We start from the raw sequence: 20978 nt of genomic DNA on the forward strand, positions 1-20978 counted from the left end.
CCGGGAACTGCGGTAGTGGAAGTTCCATCTGCTGATAGCTGCCGGCTATGTGCGCTGTGCATCGGGACATTACCGACCATCGGGTAAGCTAGCGCCCTCGTTTGCACAGGAATTCCAGGTGGCTGACTCCCCCAACGCATCCCCCGCGCCGGCCGGCGCGCTGGAAGGCCAGAAACTGCTGTTGTGTGTCGGCGGCGGGATTGCGGCTTACAAGGCCCTGGAACTGGTGCGGCGGCTGCGCGATGCCGGGGCGCTGGTGCAGGTGGCGATGACTGCCGGCGCCCAGCAGTTCGTGACCCCGCTCAGTTTCCAGGCCCTGTCCGGGCAGCCGACCCGCACTACGTTGTGGGACAGCGCCGCAGAACAGGCCATGGGCCACATCGAGCTGGCGCGCTGGGCCGACCGCATCGTGATCGCACCGGGCACCGCCGACCTGCTGGCGCGGCTGGCCCATGGTCACGCCGACGACCTGGTCAGCACGTTGTGCCTGGCCAGTACCGCGCCGCTGACCGTGTGTCCGGCGATGAACCATCGCATGTGGCTGCATCCGGCCACGCAGGCCAACATCGCACTGCTGCGCCAGCGGGGCGCGCAGGTGATCGGACCGGTCGACGGGCCGTTGGCCGAGGGTGAGTCCGGCCCGGGGCGGCTGGCCGAGCCGGGTGACATCGTTGCCGCGCTGGCGGCCAACGGCAATGCCGTGGCGCCTGCCGCGCCCTCGGCAACCCGCGCGCTGCAGGGACTGCGTGTGCTGATCAGCGCCGGACCCACCTACGAGGACATCGACCCGGTGCGCTACGTCGGCAACCGCAGCAGCGGCAAGATGGGCTTCGCACTGGCCGCGGCCGCGGCGACGATGGGGGCGCAGGTGGTGCTGGTCAGTGGTCCCGTGCAGCTGCCGACGCCGGTCGGCGTGCAGCGCGTCGATGTGCGCTCGGCCGCACAGATGCGCGACGCCGTGCTCTCATCGCTGCCGGCCGACATCTATATCGGTGCCGCCGCCGTGTCCGACTACACCCCACGGCAGGTGGCGCCGCAGAAGCTGAAGAAGACCGCCGACAGCCAGTCACTGGTGATCGAGCTGGTGCGTACCCCGGACATCCTGGCCGAGGTGGCCGCGCAGACGCAGTCGCTGAAGCTGGTGGTCGGTTTCGCCGCCGAAACCCACGACGTGGAGAAGTACGCGCGTGGCAAGCTGGTCGACAAACGCCTGGATCTGGTGATCGCCAACCAGGTCGGCATCAGTGGCGGTGGCTTCGAAAGTGACAACAACGCCGCCACGGCCTTCTGGCAGGACGGCGAACAGGTATTCCCGGCGACCTCCAAGCGCGAGCTGGCCGAACAACTGCTGGCGCTGATCGCGCGGAGGCTTCAGGCATGACCCAGGTGATTTCATCGCAACCGCTGCAGGTAAAACTGCTCGATCCGCGCTTCGGCGACAACTGGCCGCTGCCGGCGTATGCCACCGAGGCCAGTGCCGGCATGGACCTGCGCGCAGCGCTGGACACCGCGCTGACCCTGCAGCCGGGCGATACCGCGCTGGTCCCCAGTGGCCTGGCCATCCACATTGCCGATCCGCATCTGTGCGCGGTCATCCTGCCGCGTTCGGGCCTGGGCCATCGCCACGGCATCGTCCTCGGCAACGGCACCGGCCTCATCGACGCCGACTACCAGGGTCCGCTGCTGATCAGCGTCTGGAACCGGGGCCGCGAGGCCTTCACGATCGAGCCGGGTGACCGCATCGCGCAGCTGGTGGTGGTTCCGATTGCCCGCGTCAGCCTGCAGGTGGTGGATACTTTCACCGACAGCGTGCGGGGAACGGGTGGATTCGGCCATACCGGGGTGCGTTGACGGGGGACATCGATGAGCGGCATCGGGGAAAGGCAGCAGGGACGGTCGTTGGGGCGCAGCGCACCGCTGCTGGCAGTGCTGCTCGTGTTGCTGGCCGGCTGGTTCGGCTGGAGCGCCGTGCAGCAGTGGCGCCAGGAGGCAGGTGGCAAGGCGCTGGAAGAGGCGCGTGACCAGGCCGTGCAGGGCCTGCAACAGGCCGCCAGCGGCCAGTTGCAGCAGCTGCAGCAGCAGTTGAAGAACGAGCGTCTGCAGCAGGCGCTGCAGGCCGGCGATGCGTCCGCCGCTGCGCTGGCCCTGCGCGAGAGCTGGTCCGGCGTGGAGCGGGTGGAGGTGCTGGGCGCCGACCTGGCCGCTGCCTACGCCGATCCGGCCACCTTTGGCTATGCGCGCCTGGCCCTGCTGGAGCAGGCATTGGGCGAGGACCGGCCGAGCCTGCGGGTGGTCCGCGATGGGGGAGGCAACCGCCTCGGCCTGGCTGCGCCGGTGCAACTGGGCAGCCTGGGGCCGGCGGTCGTCTACGTCCGTCAGCCGCTGCTGCGCCTGACCGCGCCGCTGGATCAGATCCGCGCGCCTGCCAGTGGTTTCCTCGGCCTGCGCCAGGGCACGCACGATCTGGTCACCCAAGGCGATTCCGGTCTGGCGCAGATCGCCGAGGCGCAGGCAAGGCCGATTGCCGGCACTCCGCTGCGGCTGGCAGCGGCCGTGCCCAACGTCGAACCCGGCCCGCTCGGTCTGGGCGCGCTGGCCAGCGGCATCGTCGCGCTGCTGCTGGCCTTCATCGCCGTGCTGCTGCTGGTCGGTCGCGACCGCCTGCCGAAGCGCCTGCCGCTGCCGCGGCGCACGTCCGCCGTCGAGGTGGATGAGGGCCCGACCCTGCGCGAGAGCCTGCAGATGGCGCCGCCACAGGCCGCCGAAGCTGCCGCCGACGTCACAGTGGCACCTCCGCCGCCGGTCCCGGCGGAAGCGCTGGCAGCGGGCATCTTCCGGGCCTACGACATCCGCGGTGTGGTGGGCAGCGAACTGACGGCAAAGACCGCCGCGCTGATCGGCCAGGCCATCGGTACCGCTGCGCTGGAACAGGGCCTTCGCGAGGTGGTGATCGGCCGTGACGGGCGCCTGTCCGGCCCCGAGCTGGCAGCCGGCCTGGCCGAAGGCCTGCGCCGTGCCGGCTGCGCGGTCATCGACATCGGCCTGGCGCCCACGCCGGTCGTCTATTACGCCGCATTCCACCTGCGTACCGGCACCTGCGTGGCGGTGACCGGCAGCCACAATCCCCCCGAGTACAACGGCTTCAAGGTCGTCATCGGCGGCGAAACGCTGTCCTGCGATGCCATCACCGGCCTGTACCAGCGCATCGTCGAGGGTCGCCTGATGCAGGCGGCCGAACCGGGTGACTACCAGCAGCGCGATGTCGGTGCCGATTACATCCAGCGGATCGCCGACGACGTGCAGCTCGACCGCCCGCTGAAGGTGGTGGCCGACGCCGGCAACGGGGTTGCCGGTGCGCTGGCCCCGCAGCTGCTGGAAGCGATCGGTGCCGAGGTGATTCCGCTCTACTGCGATGTTGATGGCACCTTCCCCAATCATCATCCCGATCCCAGCGAGCCGGACAACCTGCAGGACCTCGTACAGACGGTCAAACGCTTTGGCGCTGATCTCGGCGTGGCCTTCGACGGTGACGGCGACCGCCTGGGCGTGGTCACCGGCGAGGGCAGGATCATCTACGCCGACCGCCTGCTGATGCTGTTCGCCGCCGATGTGCTGATGCGCAATCCCGGGGCGATGGTGATCTACGACGTGAAGTGCACGGGCAAGCTGTCCGACCACGTGCTGCGCAACGGCGGCAGCCCGCTGATGTGGAAGACCGGGCACTCGCTGATGAAGGCGAAGATGCGCGAGACCGATGCTGAGCTGGCGGGCGAGATGAGCGGTCACTTCTTCTTCAAGGAACGCTGGTTCGGCTTCGATGACGGGCTGTACGCCGCCGCGCGCCTGCTGGAGATCCTCGCCCAGCGCGAGGAAACCCCGGATGAGGTGCTGTCCGGACTGCCGGAGATGGTGGCCACACCGGAGCTGAAGGTGCCGGTGTCCGAGGGCACGCCGCACGCCCTGGTGGCGATGCTGGTGGCGGCAGCGCAGTCGCCGGACAACCCGTATGTGGGTGGCCGCCTGTCGACCATCGACGGCCTGCGCGTGGATTTCCCCGACGGCTGGGGACTGGTGCGCGCCTCCAACACCACCCCGGTACTGGTGCTGCGCTTCGAGGGCGACGACGAGGCGGCGCTGGAGCGCATCCAGGCACTGTTCCGAAGCCAGCTGCAGCCGATCGTCGGCGACACCCCGCTGGGGTTCTGATCGATCCGGGTGGGTGCCGACCGTTGGTCGGCACACCCTCACCCCTTGAACCGCAATCCGACACCAGGTTCGGTGAACAGGTAGCGTGAATCCAGCGCCGAATCGCCCAGCTTGTGCCGCAGCTTGCCCACCAGGATGCGCAGGTAGTGCGTGTCGTGCTGGTGGGTGGGTCCCCAGATCTCCTGCAGGATCTGCGGCTGGGTGACCACCCGGCCGGCATTGCGCAGCAGCAGCGACAGCAGCGCGTACTCCTTGCGGGTCAGCGCCACCGGTTCGCCCGCGATCGCCACCTCCCGGCGCACCAGGTCCACATGCAGATGGCCGTCGTCGAATACCGGAGGCGTGCCATCGGTCGGCACGCTGCGTGTCCGCAACAGCGCGCGCACCCGCGCCATCAGTTCCTGCGTGCCGAAGGGCTTGGTCACATAGTCGTTGGCACCGTTGTCCAGCGCCCGCACCTTTTCCGCTTCTCCGGCACGTACGGTCAGCATGATGACCGGCACCTGGCTCCATTGCCGCAGCTGCTCCAGCACCTGGTGGCCCTCCATGTCCGGCAGGCCGATATCCAGGATCACCAGGTCCATGTCCTCGCTGGCAGCCAGCTGCAGGCCTTCCTGGCCGGTCGCGGCCTGCCTGACCTGATAGCCCTGCGCCCGCAGGCTGATATCCAGGAAACGGCGGATCTGGGTCTCGTCATCGATCACCAGCACGCGCGGGGCCGGTACGCTCGCATCAATCGGGGTCGGGCTCATCGTGGGAGGCTGGCTTGAGCAGGGGCAGGGTGATGCGGATCAGGGTACCGCGACCGTCACGTCCCGGCAGCGCCTGCACGCTGCCGCCATGCGCGCCGATCATTCCCTGGCAGATGGTCAGGCCCAGACCGGTACCATGGCGGCCACGGTCGCCACGCTCGACGCTGTAGAACATGTCGAAGATGCGTGCCCGCTCTTCGTCGGGGATGCCGGGACCGGCATCGATCACGTCGATGCGCAGTTGGCCGTCCAGTTCGCGCGCCTGCACCTGTACCGCGGCATCGGCGGGGGAGAACTTGGCCGCATTCTCCATGACATTGAATACCGCCTGCTCGACCAGCGCCGGATGCACCCAGATCGGCGCCAGGGTCGGCGGGATATCCAGTTCCAGCCTCACGTTGGGCTGGTAGCGCTGCAGCCGTCGCGCGGCCGACCCGATCAACTCGTCCACCCCGATCCAGTCGCGGTTGATCTTCAGGCCTTCGTGGCCCAGCCGGGTCATGTCCAGCAGGTTCTGGATGTAGCGGTCCAGCCGTTCGCCTTCGACCAGGATGGTGTCCAGCAGCGCGCGGCGGTCAGCCACGTCCATCGCCGTGCCATAGCTGGCCAGGCTGTCGGCCGATCCGATCATCGCCGCCAGCGGCGAGCGCAGATCGTGCGATACCGAAGACAACAGAGCAGAGCGCAGGCGCTCGGTCTCGTTGCTGACGTGCGCCCGCTCCAGCTCGGCCACCAGCCGCGTGCGCAATGCCGCCTGGGCAATGTCGTCCACCATCGCTTCGGCCAGCTGGCGCTGCTCGGGCAGCAGGCGTGCACCTGGCAGATACAGGCCGGCCACGCCGATTGCACGGTCCTCGCCATCAAGCAGGGGCAGGAACCACCATTGCGCGCCGGCCAGCGTATCGGTGAAACGCCCGCTGGGCTGGCCGTGGCGCAGTGCCCAGTCGGCGGCAGCCAGGTCGGTGTCGCCGGGCAGGGTGCGGCCGCCGGCGGTGGTGTCCACGCCGATCCGCAGCCATGCCGGCACGTCCATCGCCTGCTCCAGCGCATGGCGGCCGGCCAGTGCCACCTCGCCATCGCCGGCAGCGCTGGCCAGCTGTCGCCCCAGCTGCTGCCGCGCGCGCGCATGCCGGTTGGCGGCCCGCAGGGCGATCACCTGCATGCGCAGCCGTGATGCCAGGCGCCCGGCCACCAGTGCCGCTGCCAGGAACAGGAACACGGTGATCACGCCTTGGCGTGCGCCGATGGCGAAGGTGAAGCGTGGTGCGATGAACAGGAAGTTGTAGGCAAGGAAGCACAGGATCGCGGCCATGACCGCCACGCTGGCGCGGGTGCGGGCTGCGACCAGCACGACCGCCACGATGAACACCATCGACAGGTCGGCCATGCCCACCCAGCGTTCAACCAGCCACGCGACCAGGCAGGCCAGCGCGGTGGCGAGCAGGGCCTGCAGTGGTTCGTGGTTGATGCCGCGCGCCGGCGGCAACAGGCCTTCGCGGCGCGAACGCGCACGTGCCTGCGGCGTGCTGATGATGGTGATCTCGTAGTGCGCACCGCGCTGGATCAGCTGCTGGGTCAGGGTGCGGTTGAACATCCGTGCCAGCGGCCGCTCGCGGGTGCGGCCCAGCACCAGGGTCGAGACACCGTTGTGCGCGGCGTGGTCGAGCAGGGCATCGGCGATGCTGGAGCCATGCAGCAGTTCGGCATCGCCGCCCAGGCGACGTGCCAGCGCGAACGCCGCGTCGATCTCGCGTCGGGTCGCTTCGTCCTGGCGTCGTCCCTGCACCGTCACCACCGTCCACGGCGCATCGCGCCGTTCGGCAATGCGGCGCGCGACCCGCACCAGATACTCGCTCTGCCCGCCACCATCGATCGCCACCAGTACGCCGCGGCGCAGCGGCAGGTTGCCCTCGCCGCGTGCGGCACGGGTCTCGCGCAGGCTGCTGTCGACGCGATCAGCGGCTTCCTGCATGGCCAGCTCGCGCAGTGCGGTCAGGTTGGCCGGCGAGAAGAACGCCTGCAGTGCCTGTGCCGCCTGCTCCGGCACGTACACCTTGCCCTGCTGCAGGCGGGCGATCAGTTCGCGTGGCGGCAGGTCCACCAGCACGATGTCGTGCAGGCGGTCGAGCACACCGTCCGGCACGGTTTCGCTGACCCGCACCCCGGTGATGCGCATCACCACGTCATTGAGGCTTTCCAGGTGCTGGATGTTGACCGTGGTCCAGACATCGATGCCCGCATCCAGCAGCTCCATGACATCCTGCCAGCGTCGCTCGTGGCGGCTGCCCGGTGCATTGCGATGTGCCAGTTCGTCGACCAGCACCAGCGCCGGGCGCCGCGCCAGCACGGCATCCAGGTCCATTTCCTGCAGGGCGTGGCCGTGGTAGGCCACGTCCTTCAGCGGCAGCCGTGGCAGTCCTTCCAGCAACGCCTGGGTATCGGCACGGCCATGCGTCTCCACCAGGCCCACCACCAGGTCGACCCCCCGGCGCAGCTGTTCCTGCGCGCGGTTGAGCATCGTGTAGGTCTTGCCCACGCCCGGCGCCGCGCCGAGGAATACCGTCAGCTTGCCACCGGCTTCGCGTTGCAGGCCTTCCACCAGGGCGTCGGCCTGGCGGGTTCGCAGGTCAGTCATGGCGGCCATTGTGCGCGCAGCGGGTGCACGATCGCATCACGGCCTGGCGGCTGCGTGGTCCAGCGCGAAGTTCAGCGTCACCACGTTCACCCGCGGCTGGCCGAACAGACCCCATTGGCGTCCCTCGGTGTGGGCCTGCAGCAGCGCCTGCACACGTTCCACCGGCAGGCCCCGGGCACGCGCCACGCGGGCCACCTGCAGCTGCGCCGCCGCCGGCGTCAGCTGCGGATCGAGCCCGCCGCCGGATTGGGTGACGAGGTCTGCCGGCACCTGGTCCGGTGCGACGCCTTCGCGCGCTGCGACCGCAGCCGTGCTTGCGGCGACGCGCTCGGTCAACGCAGGGTTGCTGCGTGCCAGGTTGGAGCCGGCCGCCGCCATCGGGTCATAGTTGGCGGCCGATGGCCGCGCCTGGAAGTAGCCATCGCCAGTGAACGGCTGCGCCAGCCACGCCGACGCACGCACCTGGCCGCTGCCATCGCGCAGCAGGCTGCCTTCGGCCTGCATCGGGTAAGCCAGGCCGGCAAAACCAGTGGCGATGCCGGCGTAGACCGCGCCGGCCAGCAGCAGGGTCGCCACACCCAGGCCGATCGCCGGGCGCCAGCTGGCGTCGTCCTGCAGGCGGGCCATGCGGGATGCGGCCTTTGCTGCGCGCGGAAGGGAAGAAGAAGGGGAAGCAGAGCGGTTCATGAGCCGGATACCAGGACAAGAAGGAGGTCGATCGCCTTGATCGCCGCGAACGGCAGCAGCACGCCACCCAGGCCGTACACCAGCATGTTCCGGCGCAGAAGCGCGGTGGCCGTGGCCGGGCGGAAGCGCACGCCCCGCAGAGCCAGCGGAATCAGAGCGGGAATCACCAGGGCGTTGAAGATCAGCGCGGCCAGCACCGCGTTGCGCGGACTGGACAGCTGCATCACGTTCAGCGCCGCCATCGCGGGTACCGCCGCGGCGAACAGCGCCGGCAGGATCGCGAAGTACTTGGAGACATCGTTGGCCAGCGAGAAGGTGGTCAGCGCGCCGCGGGTGATCAGCTGCTGCTTGCCTACCTCCACCACCGCCAGCAGCTTGGCCGGATCCGAATCCAGGTCGACCATGTTGCCGGCTTCCTTGGCGGCCTGCGTGCCGGAGTTCATGGCCAGCCCGATGTCGGCCTGGGCCAGCGCCGGCGCATCGTTGGTGCCATCGCCGACCATCGCCACCAGACGGCCCCCGGCCTGTTCCTGGCGGATGCGTGCCAGCTTGTCCTCGGGCCGGGCTTCGGCGATGTAGTCGTCGACGCCGGCTTCGGCAGCGATGGCGGCCGCGGTCAGCGGGTTGTCACCGGTGATCATCACCGTCCGGATGCCCATCGCCCGCAGCTGTGCGAACTTCTCGCGCATGCCGTGCTTGACCACGTCCGACAGTTCGATCACGCCCAGCACATGGCGACCTTCCGCCACCACCAGCGGCGTGGCGCCGTTGCGGGCGACCTGTTCGACGCGCCCGCCCAGCTCGGCCGGCACCACGCCTCCCTGCGCCTGCACATGGTTACGGATCGCATCCAGCGCACCCTTGCGGATCTGCCGGCCATGGGCAAGGTCAACGCCGGACATGCGGGTCTGCGCACTGAAGGCCAGGTAGACGGCCTGCTCCGGCTCGGCGGTGGTGCACCCCTGCTCGCGTGCCAGGCGCACGATCGACTTGCCTTCCGGGGTCGGGTCGGCCAGCGAGGACAACAGGGCCGCGTCGCGCAGCTGGCTGGCGTCGATTCCCGCCAACGCATGGAAGTGGCTGGCCTGGCGGTCGCCGTAGGTGATGGTGCCGGTCTTGTCCAGCAGCAGCACATCGACGTCGCCGGCCACTTCCACCGCCTTGCCCGACTTGGCCAGCACGTTGGCCGCCAGGGCGCGGTTCATGCCGGCGATGCCGATGGCCGGCAGCAGTCCGCCGATGGTGGTCGGGATCAGGCAGACCAGCAGTGCGATCAGCAGCAGTGGATCGACCTGGACGCCGACATGGGCGCCGATGGCCGGCAATGTCGCCACCACCACCAGGAAGGTCAGCGTCATCGCCGCCAGCAGCAGGGTCAGGGCGACCTCGTTCGGTGTCTTCTGCCGGTTGGCGCCTTCCACCAGCGCGATCATCCGGTCCAGGAAGCTGTGGCCCGGCTCGGCGGTCACACGCACGACGATCTGGTCGGACAGCACCTTGGTACCGCCGATCACGCCGGAGCGATCGGTACCCGCTTCGCGCAGCACCGGTGCCGATTCGCCGGTTACCGCCGCTTCGTTGATGGTGGCCAGGCCCTGCACGATCTCGCCATCGGCTGGCACCAGCTCGCCGGCACTGACGATGACGTGGTCGCCCGGGCGCAGTTCGGCGGCCGGCACCTGCGTTTCTGCGGCCCCTGGCTGCGGGGCGGCCAGTCGGCGCGCCACCAGGTCCTGGCGGGCACGGCGCAACGATGCGGCCTGGCCCCGGCCGCGTGCTTCGGCGACGGCCTCGGCGAAGTTGCCGAACAATACGGTGACCAGCAGGATCGCGGTCACCGCCAGGCCGAAGCCCAGTGGAGCGTTGCCGGTCAGGGTGATGATCGCGGCGACGATCGTGCCGGCCATCACCACCGCCATCACCGGGCTGCGCACCAGATGCATCGGTGAAAGCTTGCGTACGGCGTCGACCAGTGCGCGGCGCAGGCCGGCCGCATCGAGCAGGGCAGGGCGTGACGCAAGCGGGTTACGGGTTGAGGTTGCGTGGCTACTCATGGGGGTGTCCTCAATGCAGTCCCAGGCTCAGGTGGTCGGCGATCGGGCCAAGCACCAGCGCCGGCATGAACTGCAGCACGGTCAGGATGACGATCACCGACACCAGGGTCAGGGCGAACGTCGGGGTTTCGATCTGCAGGCTGCCCGCTGATTCCGGTGCCTGCCGCTTGGCGGCGAGCTGGGCAGCAACCACCAGCGGAATCACCAGCAGCGGAAAGCGACCCAGCAGCAGCACCAGCGAGCAGCTCAGGTTCCACCACGGCGTGGCATCACCCAGTCCCTCGAAGCCCGAACCGTTGTTGGCGTAGGCCGATACGTATTCGTAGAACACCTGGCTGATGCCGTGGAAGCCGGGATTGGAGGTGCCGGCCAGGCCGGGCACGGCCAGAGTGACCGCGGTGAACACCAGCAGGGTGATGGGTTGCAGCAGCACCAGCAGGGCCAGCAGGCGCACCTGCGGGGTCTCCAGCTTGCGACCGAACAGTTCCGGCGTGCGGCCCGTCATCAACCCCGCCAGGAACACGCCCAGCAACAGGTAGACGATGAACTGCTGCAGGCCGCAGCCGATGCCACCCCAGATCGCACTGACCAGCATGTTGACCAGGGCAATGCCACCGCTCAGCGGGGCCAGCGAATCGTGCATGCCGTTCACCGAGCCATTGGACACCTGCGTCGTCACCGCCGCCCACAACGCGGTGCCGTCGGCGCCGAAACGTACTTCCTTGCCCTCCATCAGCAGGGGCGTGGCCGCACTGGCACTGTGGCCTTCGCTCCACACCATGGCGCCGGTGGACAGCAGCGACATTCCCAGCATGCAGACGAACACCAGCGCGCCGAAGCGACGTCGCCCGGTGAATGCCCCGATCATGAAGATCACCGCCATCGGTACCAGCAGGATGCCGATCACTTCGAGAAGGTTCGAAACCGGCGTCGGATTCTCCAGCGGGAAGCTGCTGTTCGGGCCATACCAGCCGCCGCCGTTGGCGCCCAGCTGCTTGGCGGCGACCATTGCCGCGACCGGACCCAGCGGCAGCTTCTGCGTCGTCATGCCGGCGGAGGCATCGATCGGCGTGGCCTGCGGCCCCGCCGCCAGCGTCGACGGCACGCCCTGGCTGGTCAGCAGCAGTGTCCACAGCAGGCACAGCGGCAACAGGACGCGCACGCACAGGCGCACCACGTCGGCGTAGTAGTTGCCCACTGCGACCTGGCGGTCATCGCCGGCGCTGCCTGTGGCCGACTGCGGCGCCGGCGCGAACAGCGCGCGCAGTGTGGCCACCGCCAGCGCCAGGCCCATCATCGGGGTCACCACCTGCAGACCGGTGATCCCGGTCATCTGCGAGAGGTAGGACAGCTGCGCCTGGCCTGAATAGTGCTGCTGGTTGGTGTTGGTCAGGAACGAGATCATCGTGTGCAGCGCGGTGTCCCAGCGCATGTTCGGGATCTGGTCCGGATTCAGCGGCAACCACGCCTGGGTCATGAACACCGCCAGGGTCAGCACCGCCACCACCCCATTGCTGAGCAGGAATGCCAGCACGTAGCCACGCCAGGACATCGAGCGTGCGGGATCGACGCCGAAGACCTTGTACAGCGGCGTTTCGATCCAACGGAACAGCACGTCGACCTTCATCGGCGTGCCGCGCATCACGCGCGCCAGGTACAGTCCCAGCGGCCATGCCAGCGCGACGCTGGCAGCAAGAATGACAAGAATTTCAATCATGGCCGGCTCCGCTCAGAACGACTCGGGCCGCAGCACGACATACAGAAGATAGGCGGCGGCGATCAGCACCAGCACGCCACACACCAACGACAGCCAGGGGGACATGGGAATTGCGTCCTGGTGGAACCCCTCCACCTCAGGCCGTCATGGTCGGCCTGCGCCCCGTAAACGCACTACCCGGCGGACCGGGCCGGCGCGTAAAGACTGCATAAATTCCGCGCGTCAGGCCGTAACCTGGCCACGGAGCGCCGGGCCATGCCCGGCGGCAGGAGCGTTTTCAGCCAGCCGGGGCAGCCGGCGCCAGGCCCTTCAGCTCGCGATAGCGCTGCAGGGTGCTTTCAATCTCCGCCTTCAACGCCTGCTGCTGCTGCAGGAAGCCGGACTGCAGGCGCTGCTGCGACTGCAGCTGTACGTGCCGCTGGCGGATCGCTTCGGCCTGCGGGTCGCCCACCTTGGCGCCCGCCAGCTCGCGGTCGCCGGCCGCCGACAGCAGCGCGACCAGCGATTCACGCAGGCTGGCCACGTTGTACTGGGCGGTCTTGAGGTTGTTGTCGAGCACTTCCTGGCGCTCGGCGAACACCCGCCGCAGGTCGTCTTCGCTGCCGTAGGTGGTCAGCATCGCCTGCTCGGTGCGCTGGCGGGTCTGCTCGGCCATCCGGTCCAGCTGCTGCTGTGCCGCCGCGGTACTGGCGGCGGCACGTTCTTCGTCGGTCAGCGCGCGCTGCACCTGCGCATTGCGCAGCCCACTGCGGGCATTGAACTCGTCGCGCGCGTGGTTGACCGCATCGGCAGGAAGCGCATCGCTGCAGATCCGCTCCTGGCCCTCGTTCCAGCAGTACAGCTTCTTCTCGACCTTGTCGCCGCCCCGCGACTGCCCCGCCACGATGAACGGCAGGGCCAGCAGCAGGGCGGCGAAGAGAACAGCAGGAATTCGGGACATGCGACCTTCCCCCTGGCGGTCAGCGTGTGGAGCGGACGCCGTACTGGGCCCGATAGGCTTCCAGCGGCTGCCGGTAGCCGACAAGTTCCGGGTTTCCCGAGGCGAAATCAAGCAGGTCGCCCAGCGAGGCCACTGCGATCACCGGGATGCCGGCTTCCTCGGCCACTGCCTGCGCCGCCGAGCGGCGATCGGCTTCCGAAGCGATCTCCTGGCGATCCAGAGCGACCACGATGCCGGCCGGAGTGCCGCCTGCCGCGCGGATGATGGCCAGCGCTTCGCGGATCGCAGTACCCGCAGTGATCACGTCATCGACGATCAGCACGCGCTTGCCATTCATGTCGGCGCCGATCAGCTGGCCGCCTTCGCCATGGTCTTTGGCTTCCTTGCGGTTGAACGACAGCGGCAGGTCGCGGCCACGCTGGGCCAGCTCGCAGGCCATTGCCGTGGCCAGCGGAATGCCCTTGTAGGCCGGGCCGAACACCACGTCGTACTTGACCCCGCTGGCGTCGATGGCATCGGCATAACAGGCGCCGAGCTGGGACAGCAGCGAGCCGGAGTCGAAGCGACCGGCGTTGAAGAAATAGGGGCTCAGCCGGCCGGACTTGAGGGTGAACTGGCCGAAGCGCAGGGCGTCGGCGGTCAGGGCCAGCTGCAGGAAACGGTGACGGTGGTCGCTCATCAAAACTCGATTCATCTTCATTTGGAGCACAAATCCTAATGCAGCCGGGCCTTCCGCGCTCGTCGGCGCTCTTCCGGGGGGCCGTCCGGCCGCGTCCGCCGGACTGCGCAGCCCAGCAGCCAACCGGTATGCTTGCCCGGTTTCCCGCCGTAGGTCCCCTGCATGCGCATCATCAGTTTCAACGCCAATGGCATCCGTTCCGCCGCGACCAAAGGCTTCCTCGACTGGTTCCGCGCCCAGGACGCCGACGTCCTGTGCCTCCAGGAGACCAAGGCCCAGGAAGACCAGCTGACCGACCCGATGTTCCGGCCCGACGGACACCATTGCTTCTACCGCGATGCCATCACCAAGAAGGGTTACAGCGGCGTGGCGATCTACAGCAGGCGGGAACCGGACCAGGTCATCACCTCGCTGGGCTGGGCGCCGTTCGACGATGAGGGGCGCTATATCGAGGCGCGCTTCGGCAACCTCAGCGTGGTGTCCTTCTACATTCCGTCCGGCAGCTCCGGCGACCTGCGCCAGGGGTTCAAGTTCGAAGTGATGGAGTGGCTGCGGCCGATCCTGGAGGAGTGGGCGCGCAGCGGTCGCGACTACGTGCTGTGTGGCGACTGGAACATCGTGCGGTCGGCGCTGGACATCAGGAACTGGAAGTCCAACCAGAAGAATTCCGGCTGTCTGCCCGAAGAGCGCGACTGGCTCAACGCGCTGTGCGCCGATCATGGCCAGGCCACCGACGTGGCGGCCGGTCGTGGCTGGGCCGATGCGTATCGCCTGCTCAATCCCACCGGGGAGGACTACACCTGGTGGAGCAACCGCGGGGCGGCCCGCGCCAACAACGTGGGATGGCGCATCGACTACCAGTTCATCACGCCGGGCCTGCGCGACAAACTGCGTGGCTGCTCGATCTACCGCGAAGAGCGCTTCTCCGACCACGCCCCGTTCACCGTGGACTACGACCTGTGAGCGAGGCGGCCAGGCCGGTCAGCTACAAAGGCTGGGCAGGAATCAAGCGCGCCTTCGGTACACCGTCGGCGCTGACCATGGCCATGCTGGGTTTCGGCAGTGGCCTGCCGTTCCTGCTGATCGCGTCGCAGACCTTGTCCACGCGCCTGCGCGATGTGGGGCTGGACCTGGGCAGCATCGGCCTGATCAGCCTGGCCAGTTTCTTCTACCTGCTCAAGTTCCTGTGGGCACCGCTGCTGGATCGGTATGCCTTCCCGTTGCTGGGCCGGCTCGGCCGTCGTCGCTCCTGGCTGCTGGTATCGCAGGTCATGGTGCTGGTCGGACTGATCGCGCTGGCCTTCGTGCGCCCCGAACAGGGCGTCTGGCCCCTGGTGATGTGGGTGCTGGTGGCGTCCTTTGCCGGCGCCACCCAGGATTCGGCCGTGGATGCCTACCGTATCGAGATCGCGCCGCAGACCGCTCAGGCCGCGCTGGCGGCCACCTACACGTTGGGTTACCGGATCGGCCTGATCCTGGCCGGTGCCGGCGCGCTGTATCTGGCCCAGTTTGAAGGCTGGGTCATCGCGTATCTGGCGATGGCCGCCCTGATGCTGCTGCCGATCATCACCACGCTGCTGTGCGCCGAACCGGAGCGTCCCGCCACCGCCGTGCAGCGCCGCATCGATGTCGCCGAAGCCTTCGTCCAGCCGATCACAAGTTTCTTCAGCCGCAACGGCGTGGCATTGGCGCTGGTGCTGCTGGCCTTTGTCGGCCTGTTCAAGTTCCCTGACCAGGTGATCGGGGTGATGGCGGGGCCGTTCTACCTCGATTCCGGCTTCGACAAGGCCGACATCGCCACGGTCTCCAAACTGTTCGGGGTGTGGATGGGCATCGGCGGTGCCTTCCTGGGAGGCATCGCGGTGGCCGCGTTTGGCTTCCGGCGCATGCTGCTGGTGGCGGCACTGGGCGTGGCGCTGTCCAATCTGGCCTTCCTGCTGATGGCGCACAACCCGGGCAAGCTGTGGGCGTTCTATGCCGCCCTCAGTGCCGACAACCTGTTCCAGGGCTTTGCAGGCACCGTGCTGGTCGCCTTCATGTCGTCGTTGACGGACCGCAACTTCACCGCTACCCAGTATGCGCTGCTGGTCTCGCTGGCCAACCTGCCCGGCAAGTTCGTCGGCGGTGTGTCGGGCTACATCGTCGAGGCCACCTCCTACAGCACGTTCTTCATCCTCAGCTCGGTCACCGTGGTGCCGACCCTGCTGCTGCTGGTCTGGCTGTGGCCGCGCATCGTCGACCGCGGGCCACCGCCGGCCGCCTGATTGCCTGCCCGCCCGGTCTGCGGGATCATCGCCCCCGACGCGCCGAGGGGGCGGTGCCCTGCGAACGGGGAAGTGAGCATGGCTGATGTGGTGCTGCGGGACCTGGACCCGCTGCTGCTGGAACGCATCCGGCGGGTCGCGGTTGCCCGTGGCTGGAGCCACGAACAGACCTGTGCGGCGTTGCTGGAACAAGGGTTGTTCAGCAGCGAGCTGGAGGTCCGCTCCGGTTTTGGCGATACCGAGGTCGATGCGCTCGCTGCGGCCATCATCGCGCTGCAGGCGCTGCCGGCCGGGCAGGGCTTCGATTGATCTGATACCTCACCGCCGGGCATGGCCCGGCGCTACCAGTTGGTCGCCGAAGGGCGCGCGCCGGGCCACGCCCGGCGGAGCGTACCGACGGGGTAGCGCCGGGCCATGCCCGGCGGAGCGGGCCGACGGGGTAGCGCCGGGCCATGCCCGGCGGAGCGGGCCGCCTCAGGCCAGATGGATCGCGCCGAGAATCCGCGATCCCTTCGCGCCGGTGACGCTGGGCAGGTTCCCCGTCAGCCCGTCCATCGTCCGCTGCGCCAGCCAGGCGAAGCCCATGGCTTCCACGTACTCCGGGTCCAACCCATGCACGGCGCTGGATTCCACCTGCAGCGCCGGCAGCCGTTCGGCCAGCCGTTTCATCAACTGCCGGTTGTGCACGCCGCCGCCACAGACCAGCAGGCGGCGTGTCTGCGGCTGCTGCGCCAGCAGCGCATCGGCCACGGTCGCCACGGTCAGCTCAAGCAGGGTCGCCTGCACATCGGCAGCGGCGTACTGGCCTTCACCCATGTGCGCCTCCGCCCACGCCAGATGGAACTGTTCGCGACCGGTACTCTTCGGCGGGGGCAGGTCGAACCAGGGGTCCGCACGCCAGCCCGCCAGCAGGGGGCCATCCACCACACCGCTGGCGGCATAGGCGCCTTCGGCATCGAAAGTGCGCCCGGTGTGGCGCTGGCACCAGGCATCCATCAGCGCATTGGCTGGACCGGTGTCGAAGCCGCGTACGGCACCCTCCCGCGGGATCAGGGTCAGATTGGCGATGCCGCCCAGGTTGAGCACGGCCCGGTCCTCGTCGGCCGTGCCCAGCATGCCGAGGTGGAAGGCCGGCATCAGCGGTGCGCCATGACCGCCGGCAGCCACGTCGCGGCGGCGGAAATCGCACACCGTGGTGATCCCGGTCAGCTCGGCGATGCGGTTGCCGTCGCCCAGCTGCACGGTGAAGGCCGGATCGGCCAGCGGCCGGTGGCGCACGGTCTGCCCATGCGAGCCGATCGCCCGCACGCGGGTGCGGTCCACGCCGGATTCCTCCAGCAACTGGTTGGCGGCCTCGGCGAAGGCGATCGCGATCCGCGCGTCGAGTTCGCCAAGCTCCTCCAGCGACGCCAGCGGCCCCCCTTCGCCCAGCGCCACCAGCCGCGCGCGCAGCAGGGGTTCCCAGCGCGCGGTCAGGCCATGCACGAAGCGGCAACCGCCCTCGTCGGGAAACTGCACCAGTGCGGCATCGATACCGTCGGCGCTGGTGCCTGACATCAGGCCCAGGTACAGGGGAGTGTTGGCGTCGGCAGGTGTGCTCATGGCGCGCAAAAAAAAAGGACGCGGCAAGCTTGGGCTGCCGCGTCCTTGTTCGTCAACGGAGGTCTCAGCCGCGCTTGCGCCCGCGGGTCTGCGTGTCCTTGGCGCTGGCCACCTCCGTGGCCGCCTCGTCCCGACCGGTCGGCGCCGGGCTGGCGTCGGCGTAGATCAGCTTCTCCATGCCCTGGATGCGCGCCATCGCCGGCGCGGTCTGGGCGCGGAAGGCGACCAGCTCGGCGCCCTTGAGCGGCTCCGGCGGCGGCATGGTCACCGTCAGCGGGTTGCGGTGCACGCCGTTGACGCGGAATTCGTAGTGCAGGTGCGGGCCGGTGGCCAGGCCGGTCGAGCCGACATAGCCGATCACCGTGCCCTGCGCCACGCGCTGGCCGGTGCGGATGTTCGCAAAGCGCGACATGTGCCCGTACAGGGTGGTGTGGCCACGACCGTGGTCGAGGATCACCACATTGCCGTAGCCGCGCTGCACGCCGGCGAACTGCACGCGCGCATCGCCGGCCGCCATGATCGGCGTGCCGGTGCGGGCGGCGTAGTCCACGCCCTTGTGCATGCGCATCTTGCCCAGCACCGGGTGCTTGCGCGCGCCGAAGGTCGAGCTCAGGCGCGCGAACGGGATCGGCATGCGGATGAAGCTCTTCTTCAGCGAGCGCCCATTGATGTCGTAGTACTCGGACTTGCCGTTGCGTTCGAAGCGGAAGCCCGAATAGGTCTTGCCGCCGGTGGTGAAGGTCGCTGCCAGGATCTTGCTGGTATCGACCTTTTCGCCCTCGCGCCAGGTTTCATCCATCACCACGCTGAAGCGGTCGCCCGGCTGCAGGTCCTTGGAGAAGTCGATGTCGTACTTGAAGATGTCGTCGGTCATGGTGGCGATCGCCGACGGTGACAGCCCGGCCCGGCGCGCTGCGGCATACAGCGAACTGGTGATCTCACCACTGGTGACCACCGTGCGCGTGGAGGTCTCGCGCTTGGTCACGGTTTCCTTGATGTTGTCGCCGGCCAGGCTCAGCTCGACCCGGTTCTCGCCGTCGCGGTCGAAGCGGATGCTGCGCAGGTCGCCGGACAGCGGCATGTCGAAGGCGATCTCGGCGCCCGGGCGCAGCTTCGTCAGCGATTCGCGGGCACCGGGGTGGTCCAGGACGCGGTGCAGGGTGGTCGCCGGAATGCCGGCCTGGTCGAACAGCTCGCTGAGGGTCTGGCCACGCTGTACGCGCAGGACCTGCCAGCTGTCACCGGGCACTTGCTGCTGGCGGGCCAGCGACAGCGGCGGCAAGGGCAGGGCCAGGCTGGTGTGGCTGTCGGCGTAGGGGGCGTCGATGGTGTGCGAGAAACCGGGGACGATCGTGGCGACCAGCGCACCGATGGTCGCGAACAGGCTGGCATGCATCCAGTGACGCCGGGTCCAGCGCTCATTGAAGGCGGCGGGAAGATGTTGCCTGAGCTTCCGATGCAGGGCGTTGTCGTGCAGGACGTGAAGGCGTTCCTGGAAGCGCTGCTTGCGTGCGCGCCCTTGTTCGGAGTTGTGCATCGGCGGTTTTTCCTGGCTGGCCCGGGAGCGCGGGCCTGAACGCCGGTTACCATAGACACCTGAGAAAAGCGCGTCAAACCCTTGTGCCCATTGGCTTTTGTGAAGCCAATCGGGTTAACTTGGCTTTAACACCCCCACACAAGAATCGGCGTTGCCGGGAGTAGTCACGTGTCCTCGATTGAAGAAGCCCTTTCCCTGATCGGCCGTGGTGCCGACGAGATCCTCAAGCTCGAGGATCTGCGTGCGCGCCTGCAGGAAGGCCGTCCGCTGCGGATCAAGGCTGGCTTCGACCCCACCGCGCCGGACCTGCATCTGGGTCATACGGTGCTGCTGAACAAGATGCGCCAGTTCCAGGACCTCGGTCATCAGGTCATCTTCCTGATCGGCGACTTCACCGGCATGATCGGCGACCCTTCGGGCAAGAGCCTGACCCGCAAGCCGCTCAGCCGCGAGGATGTGCTGGCCAATGCCCGCACCTACGAGGAACAGGTGTTCAAGGTGCTGGACCGCAGCCGTACCGAAGTCCGCTTCAATTCGGAGTGGTTCGGCAGCATGGGGGCGGCCGACATGATCCGCCTGGCCGGCCAGCACACCGTGGCACGCATGCTGGAGCGCGACGACTTCGCCAAGCGCTACGCCGCACAGCAGTCCATCGCCATCCACGAGTTCCTGTACCCGCTGGTGCAGGGCTACGACTCGGTCGCCCTGCAGGCGGACGTCGAACTGGGTGGTACCGACCAGAAGTTCAACCTGCTGATGGGGCGTGGCCTGCAGGAACACCACGGGCAGAAGCCCCAGGTGGTGCTGACCATGCCGCTGCTGGAAGGCCTGGACGGTGTCAACAAGATGTCCAAGTCGCTGGGCAACTACATCGGCATCAGCGAGCCGGCCATCGACATCGTCACCAAGACCATGAAGGTGGACGATGCCCTGATGTGGCGCTGGATCGAACTGCTGTCCTTCGATATCAGCCAGGCCGAGGCCGCGCAGCTGCGGGAGCAGGTGGCCAGCGGCGGTCTCAACCCGCGCGTGGTGAAGCTGCGCCTGGCGCGGGAGCTGGCAACCCGCTTCCACGACGCAGCCGCCGCCGAACAGGCCATTGCCGGCTGGGAAGCGGCGGTGACCGGACAGGGCGACATCACCCAGTTGCCGCTGCAGGACGTGGCGATTCCGGCCGAAGGCCTGCGCATCGCGGCGCTGCTGACCGCTGCCGGGCTGACTCCGAGCAACTCCGAAGCCAACCGCAAGCTCAAGGAGCGCGCCGTCAAGGTGGATGGCGAGGTCGTGGAAGATGGTCAGCAGGTGCTGCGGCCGGGCTTCGAAGGTCTGCTGCAGGTGGGTAAGCGCACATTCGCCCGTGTGCGCCTGATCGCAGCCTGAGATCTGTCGGACGAGCGCCGGGCACACGCCCGGGCGCTCGTGGCGCCGTTCATCGGGCGCCTGTCGGATGAACGGTGCCAACATCCGATGAAAAAAGTCGCCACACCCCCTTCACAAATGGAGCGAACAGGGACATACTTTCCCTCCCCCGTCGCAGGGGCCGCCACCAAGGGGCTTGAGCGACACCAGGGCGCCCATCACCCCGAACGAGATGATCGAACGAAGGTGTTGACGGACTGAAAAAGTCTGGCATAATGGGCGGCTCGCTACGAAGGAAACTTCGCAGCACACGGGAACGGCGCTGAGGCCACTTCCCCGGATCTTTGAAAGTATGCGCAGGTATCTTGTGAAGGCGCCTGCAGGAAGGATGACTGTCCATCTTGCAGACGTTTGATCAAGCAACTATTAATTGTTTTAAAGCAAGCGATACGTTGCCAGAATCATTCATCTGCAGCTTTAAATTTTTGCCTTCGGGCAATGTAGTTTTAAGTGAAGAGTTTGATCCTGGCTCAGAGTGAACGCTGG

Annotated in this window: 17 protein-coding genes and 1 rRNA gene (1 of these 18 cut by a window edge); 8 read left to right on the forward strand and 10 right to left on the reverse strand. The window is 68.0% G+C overall.

What is annotated here, in order from left to right; translation table 11 throughout:
• Positions 1–118: 118 nt before the first annotated feature.
• The 3 genes from coaBC to ACZLIF_RS01675 are packed head-to-tail and all read left to right on the forward strand — an operon-like array spanning position 119 to position 4206.
• Positions 119–1381, forward strand: coding sequence for a bifunctional phosphopantothenoylcysteine decarboxylase/phosphopantothenate--cysteine ligase CoaBC (gene coaBC / locus ACZLIF_RS01665; RefSeq protein WP_128987883.1), 1263 nt, complete (start codon positions 119–121; stop codon positions 1379–1381).
• A complete protein-coding gene (gene dut / locus ACZLIF_RS01670; protein ID WP_128987882.1) occupies positions 1378–1851 on the forward strand; it encodes a dUTP diphosphatase in 474 nt (157 codons plus the stop codon). Before coaBC ends, dut begins: the two co-directional genes overlap by 4 nt.
• A gap of 12 nt (positions 1852–1863) precedes the next feature.
• Positions 1864–4206 carry a phosphomannomutase/phosphoglucomutase gene (locus ACZLIF_RS01675; RefSeq protein ID WP_128987881.1) on the forward strand — a complete coding sequence of 781 codons (2343 nt, stop codon included), beginning with the start codon at positions 1864–1866 and terminating at the stop codon, positions 4204–4206.
• Between the two features lie 38 nt (positions 4207–4244).
• Here the strand turns inward: ACZLIF_RS01675 and ACZLIF_RS01680 are convergent, their stop codons facing one another.
• The 8 genes from ACZLIF_RS01680 to pyrE form a co-directional block, all read right to left on the reverse strand.
• Complete coding sequence (locus ACZLIF_RS01680; RefSeq protein ID WP_053516504.1) at positions 4245–4958, reverse strand: response regulator transcription factor; 714 nt, start codon at positions 4956–4958, stop codon at positions 4245–4247.
• Positions 4939–7593 (reverse strand): sensor histidine kinase, encoded by a 2655-nt coding sequence (locus ACZLIF_RS01685; protein ID WP_065182159.1) that lies wholly within the window; start codon positions 7591–7593, stop codon positions 4939–4941. The genes ACZLIF_RS01680 and ACZLIF_RS01685 overlap by 20 nt, the downstream gene beginning before the upstream one ends.
• 36 nt (positions 7594–7629) lie before the next feature.
• Positions 7630–8280, reverse strand: coding sequence for a potassium-transporting ATPase subunit KdpC (kdpC, locus tag ACZLIF_RS01690; RefSeq protein ID WP_128987880.1), 651 nt, complete (start codon positions 8278–8280; stop codon positions 7630–7632).
• On the reverse strand, positions 8277–10334 hold the full coding sequence (gene kdpB / locus ACZLIF_RS01695; protein ID WP_053516502.1) for a potassium-transporting ATPase subunit KdpB: 2058 nt from the start codon (positions 10332–10334) through the stop codon (positions 8277–8279). Before kdpB ends, kdpC begins: the two co-directional genes overlap by 4 nt.
• A gap of 10 nt (positions 10335–10344) precedes the next feature.
• Positions 10345–12051, reverse strand: a complete 1707-nt coding sequence (gene kdpA, locus ACZLIF_RS01700) for a potassium-transporting ATPase subunit KdpA (RefSeq protein WP_128987879.1) — start codon at positions 12049–12051, stop codon at positions 10345–10347.
• A gap of 12 nt (positions 12052–12063) precedes the next feature.
• Positions 12064–12156, reverse strand: coding sequence for a potassium-transporting ATPase subunit F (locus tag ACZLIF_RS01705; RefSeq protein WP_053516498.1), 93 nt, complete (start codon positions 12154–12156; stop codon positions 12064–12066).
• 172 nt (positions 12157–12328) lie between these two features.
• Complete coding sequence (locus tag ACZLIF_RS01710) at positions 12329–12991, reverse strand: hypothetical protein (RefSeq protein ID WP_128987878.1); 663 nt, start codon at positions 12989–12991, stop codon at positions 12329–12331.
• Between the two features lie 19 nt (positions 12992–13010).
• Positions 13011–13670: an orotate phosphoribosyltransferase gene (pyrE, locus tag ACZLIF_RS01715; protein ID WP_065174233.1), complete on the reverse strand. Its 660-nt coding sequence runs from the start codon at positions 13668–13670 to the stop codon at positions 13011–13013.
• A 162-nt stretch (positions 13671–13832) separates the two neighbouring features.
• On the opposite strand from pyrE, the gene ACZLIF_RS01720 reads away from it, so the two are divergent.
• The 3 genes from ACZLIF_RS01720 (at position 13833) to ACZLIF_RS01730 (ending at position 16243) form a co-directional block, all read left to right on the forward strand.
• A complete protein-coding gene (locus ACZLIF_RS01720) occupies positions 13833–14633 on the forward strand; it encodes an exodeoxyribonuclease III (RefSeq protein WP_053516492.1) in 801 nt (266 codons plus the stop codon).
• Entirely contained in the window at positions 14630–15934 is a 1305-nt protein-coding gene (locus ACZLIF_RS01725; RefSeq protein WP_053516490.1) for an AmpG family muropeptide MFS transporter, read from the forward strand. The genes ACZLIF_RS01720 and ACZLIF_RS01725 overlap by 4 nt, the downstream gene beginning before the upstream one ends.
• Positions 15935–16012: 78 nt before the next feature.
• Positions 16013–16243: a hypothetical protein gene (locus tag ACZLIF_RS01730; RefSeq protein ID WP_053516488.1), complete on the forward strand. Its 231-nt coding sequence runs from the start codon at positions 16013–16015 to the stop codon at positions 16241–16243.
• A 165-nt stretch (positions 16244–16408) separates the two neighbouring features.
• Here ACZLIF_RS01730 and ACZLIF_RS01735 read toward each other — a convergent pair whose 3' ends face one another.
• The gene (locus ACZLIF_RS01735) at positions 16409–17536 is read right to left on the reverse strand and encodes an anhydro-N-acetylmuramic acid kinase (RefSeq protein ID WP_478462280.1); all 1128 of its coding nucleotides are present in this window, start codon (positions 17534–17536) and stop codon (positions 16409–16411) included.
• Between the two features lie 64 nt (positions 17537–17600).
• Positions 17601–19073 (reverse strand): M23 family metallopeptidase, encoded by a 1473-nt coding sequence (locus tag ACZLIF_RS01740; RefSeq protein WP_074902136.1) that lies wholly within the window; start codon positions 19071–19073, stop codon positions 17601–17603.
• Positions 19074–19241: 168 nt separating this feature from the next.
• Between ACZLIF_RS01740 and tyrS the strand changes: the two genes are divergently transcribed.
• Together tyrS and ACZLIF_RS01750 are read left to right on the forward strand one after the other, a co-directional pair.
• The gene (gene tyrS / locus ACZLIF_RS01745) at positions 19242–20453 is read left to right on the forward strand and encodes a tyrosine--tRNA ligase (protein WP_279942202.1); all 1212 of its coding nucleotides are present in this window, start codon (positions 19242–19244) and stop codon (positions 20451–20453) included.
• 486 nt (positions 20454–20939) lie between these two features.
• A 16S ribosomal RNA gene (locus ACZLIF_RS01750) occupies positions 20940–20978 on the forward strand; it runs 1506 nt beyond the window's last position.

The organism is Stenotrophomonas sp. 2201_Sma (genome assembly GCF_056486685.1).

Excerpts from the sequence above, each read along its gene's own strand:
- ACZLIF_RS01680 (WP_053516504.1), bottom strand. The coding sequence starts at position 4,958 with ATGAGCCCGACCCCGATTGATGCGAGCGTACCGGCCCCGCGCGTGCTG.
- ACZLIF_RS01685 (WP_065182159.1), bottom strand. The coding sequence starts at position 7,593 with ATGACTGACCTGCGAACCCGCCAGGCCGACGCCCTGGTGGAAGGCCTG.
- ACZLIF_RS01710 (WP_128987878.1), bottom strand. The coding sequence starts at position 12,991 with ATGTCCCGAATTCCTGCTGTTCTCTTCGCCGCCCTGCTGCTGGCCCTG.
- kdpC (WP_128987880.1), bottom strand. The coding sequence starts at position 8,280 with ATGAACCGCTCTGCTTCCCCTTCTTCTTCCCTTCCGCGCGCAGCAAAG.
- kdpA (WP_128987879.1), bottom strand. The coding sequence starts at position 12,051 with ATGATTGAAATTCTTGTCATTCTTGCTGCCAGCGTCGCGCTGGCATGG.
- ACZLIF_RS01675 (WP_128987881.1), top strand. The coding sequence starts at position 1,864 with ATGAGCGGCATCGGGGAAAGGCAGCAGGGACGGTCGTTGGGGCGCAGC.
- ACZLIF_RS01735 (WP_478462280.1), bottom strand. The coding sequence starts at position 17,536 with ATGAGCACACCTGCCGACGCCAACACTCCCCTGTACCTGGGCCTGATG.
- dut (WP_128987882.1), top strand. The coding sequence starts at position 1,378 with ATGACCCAGGTGATTTCATCGCAACCGCTGCAGGTAAAACTGCTCGAT.
- ACZLIF_RS01730 (WP_053516488.1), top strand. The coding sequence starts at position 16,013 with ATGGCTGATGTGGTGCTGCGGGACCTGGACCCGCTGCTGCTGGAACGC.
- ACZLIF_RS01740 (WP_074902136.1), bottom strand. The coding sequence starts at position 19,073 with ATGCACAACTCCGAACAAGGGCGCGCACGCAAGCAGCGCTTCCAGGAA.
- ACZLIF_RS01705 (WP_053516498.1), bottom strand. The coding sequence starts at position 12,156 with ATGTCCCCCTGGCTGTCGTTGGTGTGTGGCGTGCTGGTGCTGATCGCC.
- pyrE (WP_065174233.1), bottom strand. The coding sequence starts at position 13,670 with ATGAGCGACCACCGTCACCGTTTCCTGCAGCTGGCCCTGACCGCCGAC.
- ACZLIF_RS01720 (WP_053516492.1), top strand. The coding sequence starts at position 13,833 with ATGCGCATCATCAGTTTCAACGCCAATGGCATCCGTTCCGCCGCGACC.
- kdpB (WP_053516502.1), bottom strand. The coding sequence starts at position 10,334 with ATGAGTAGCCACGCAACCTCAACCCGTAACCCGCTTGCGTCACGCCCT.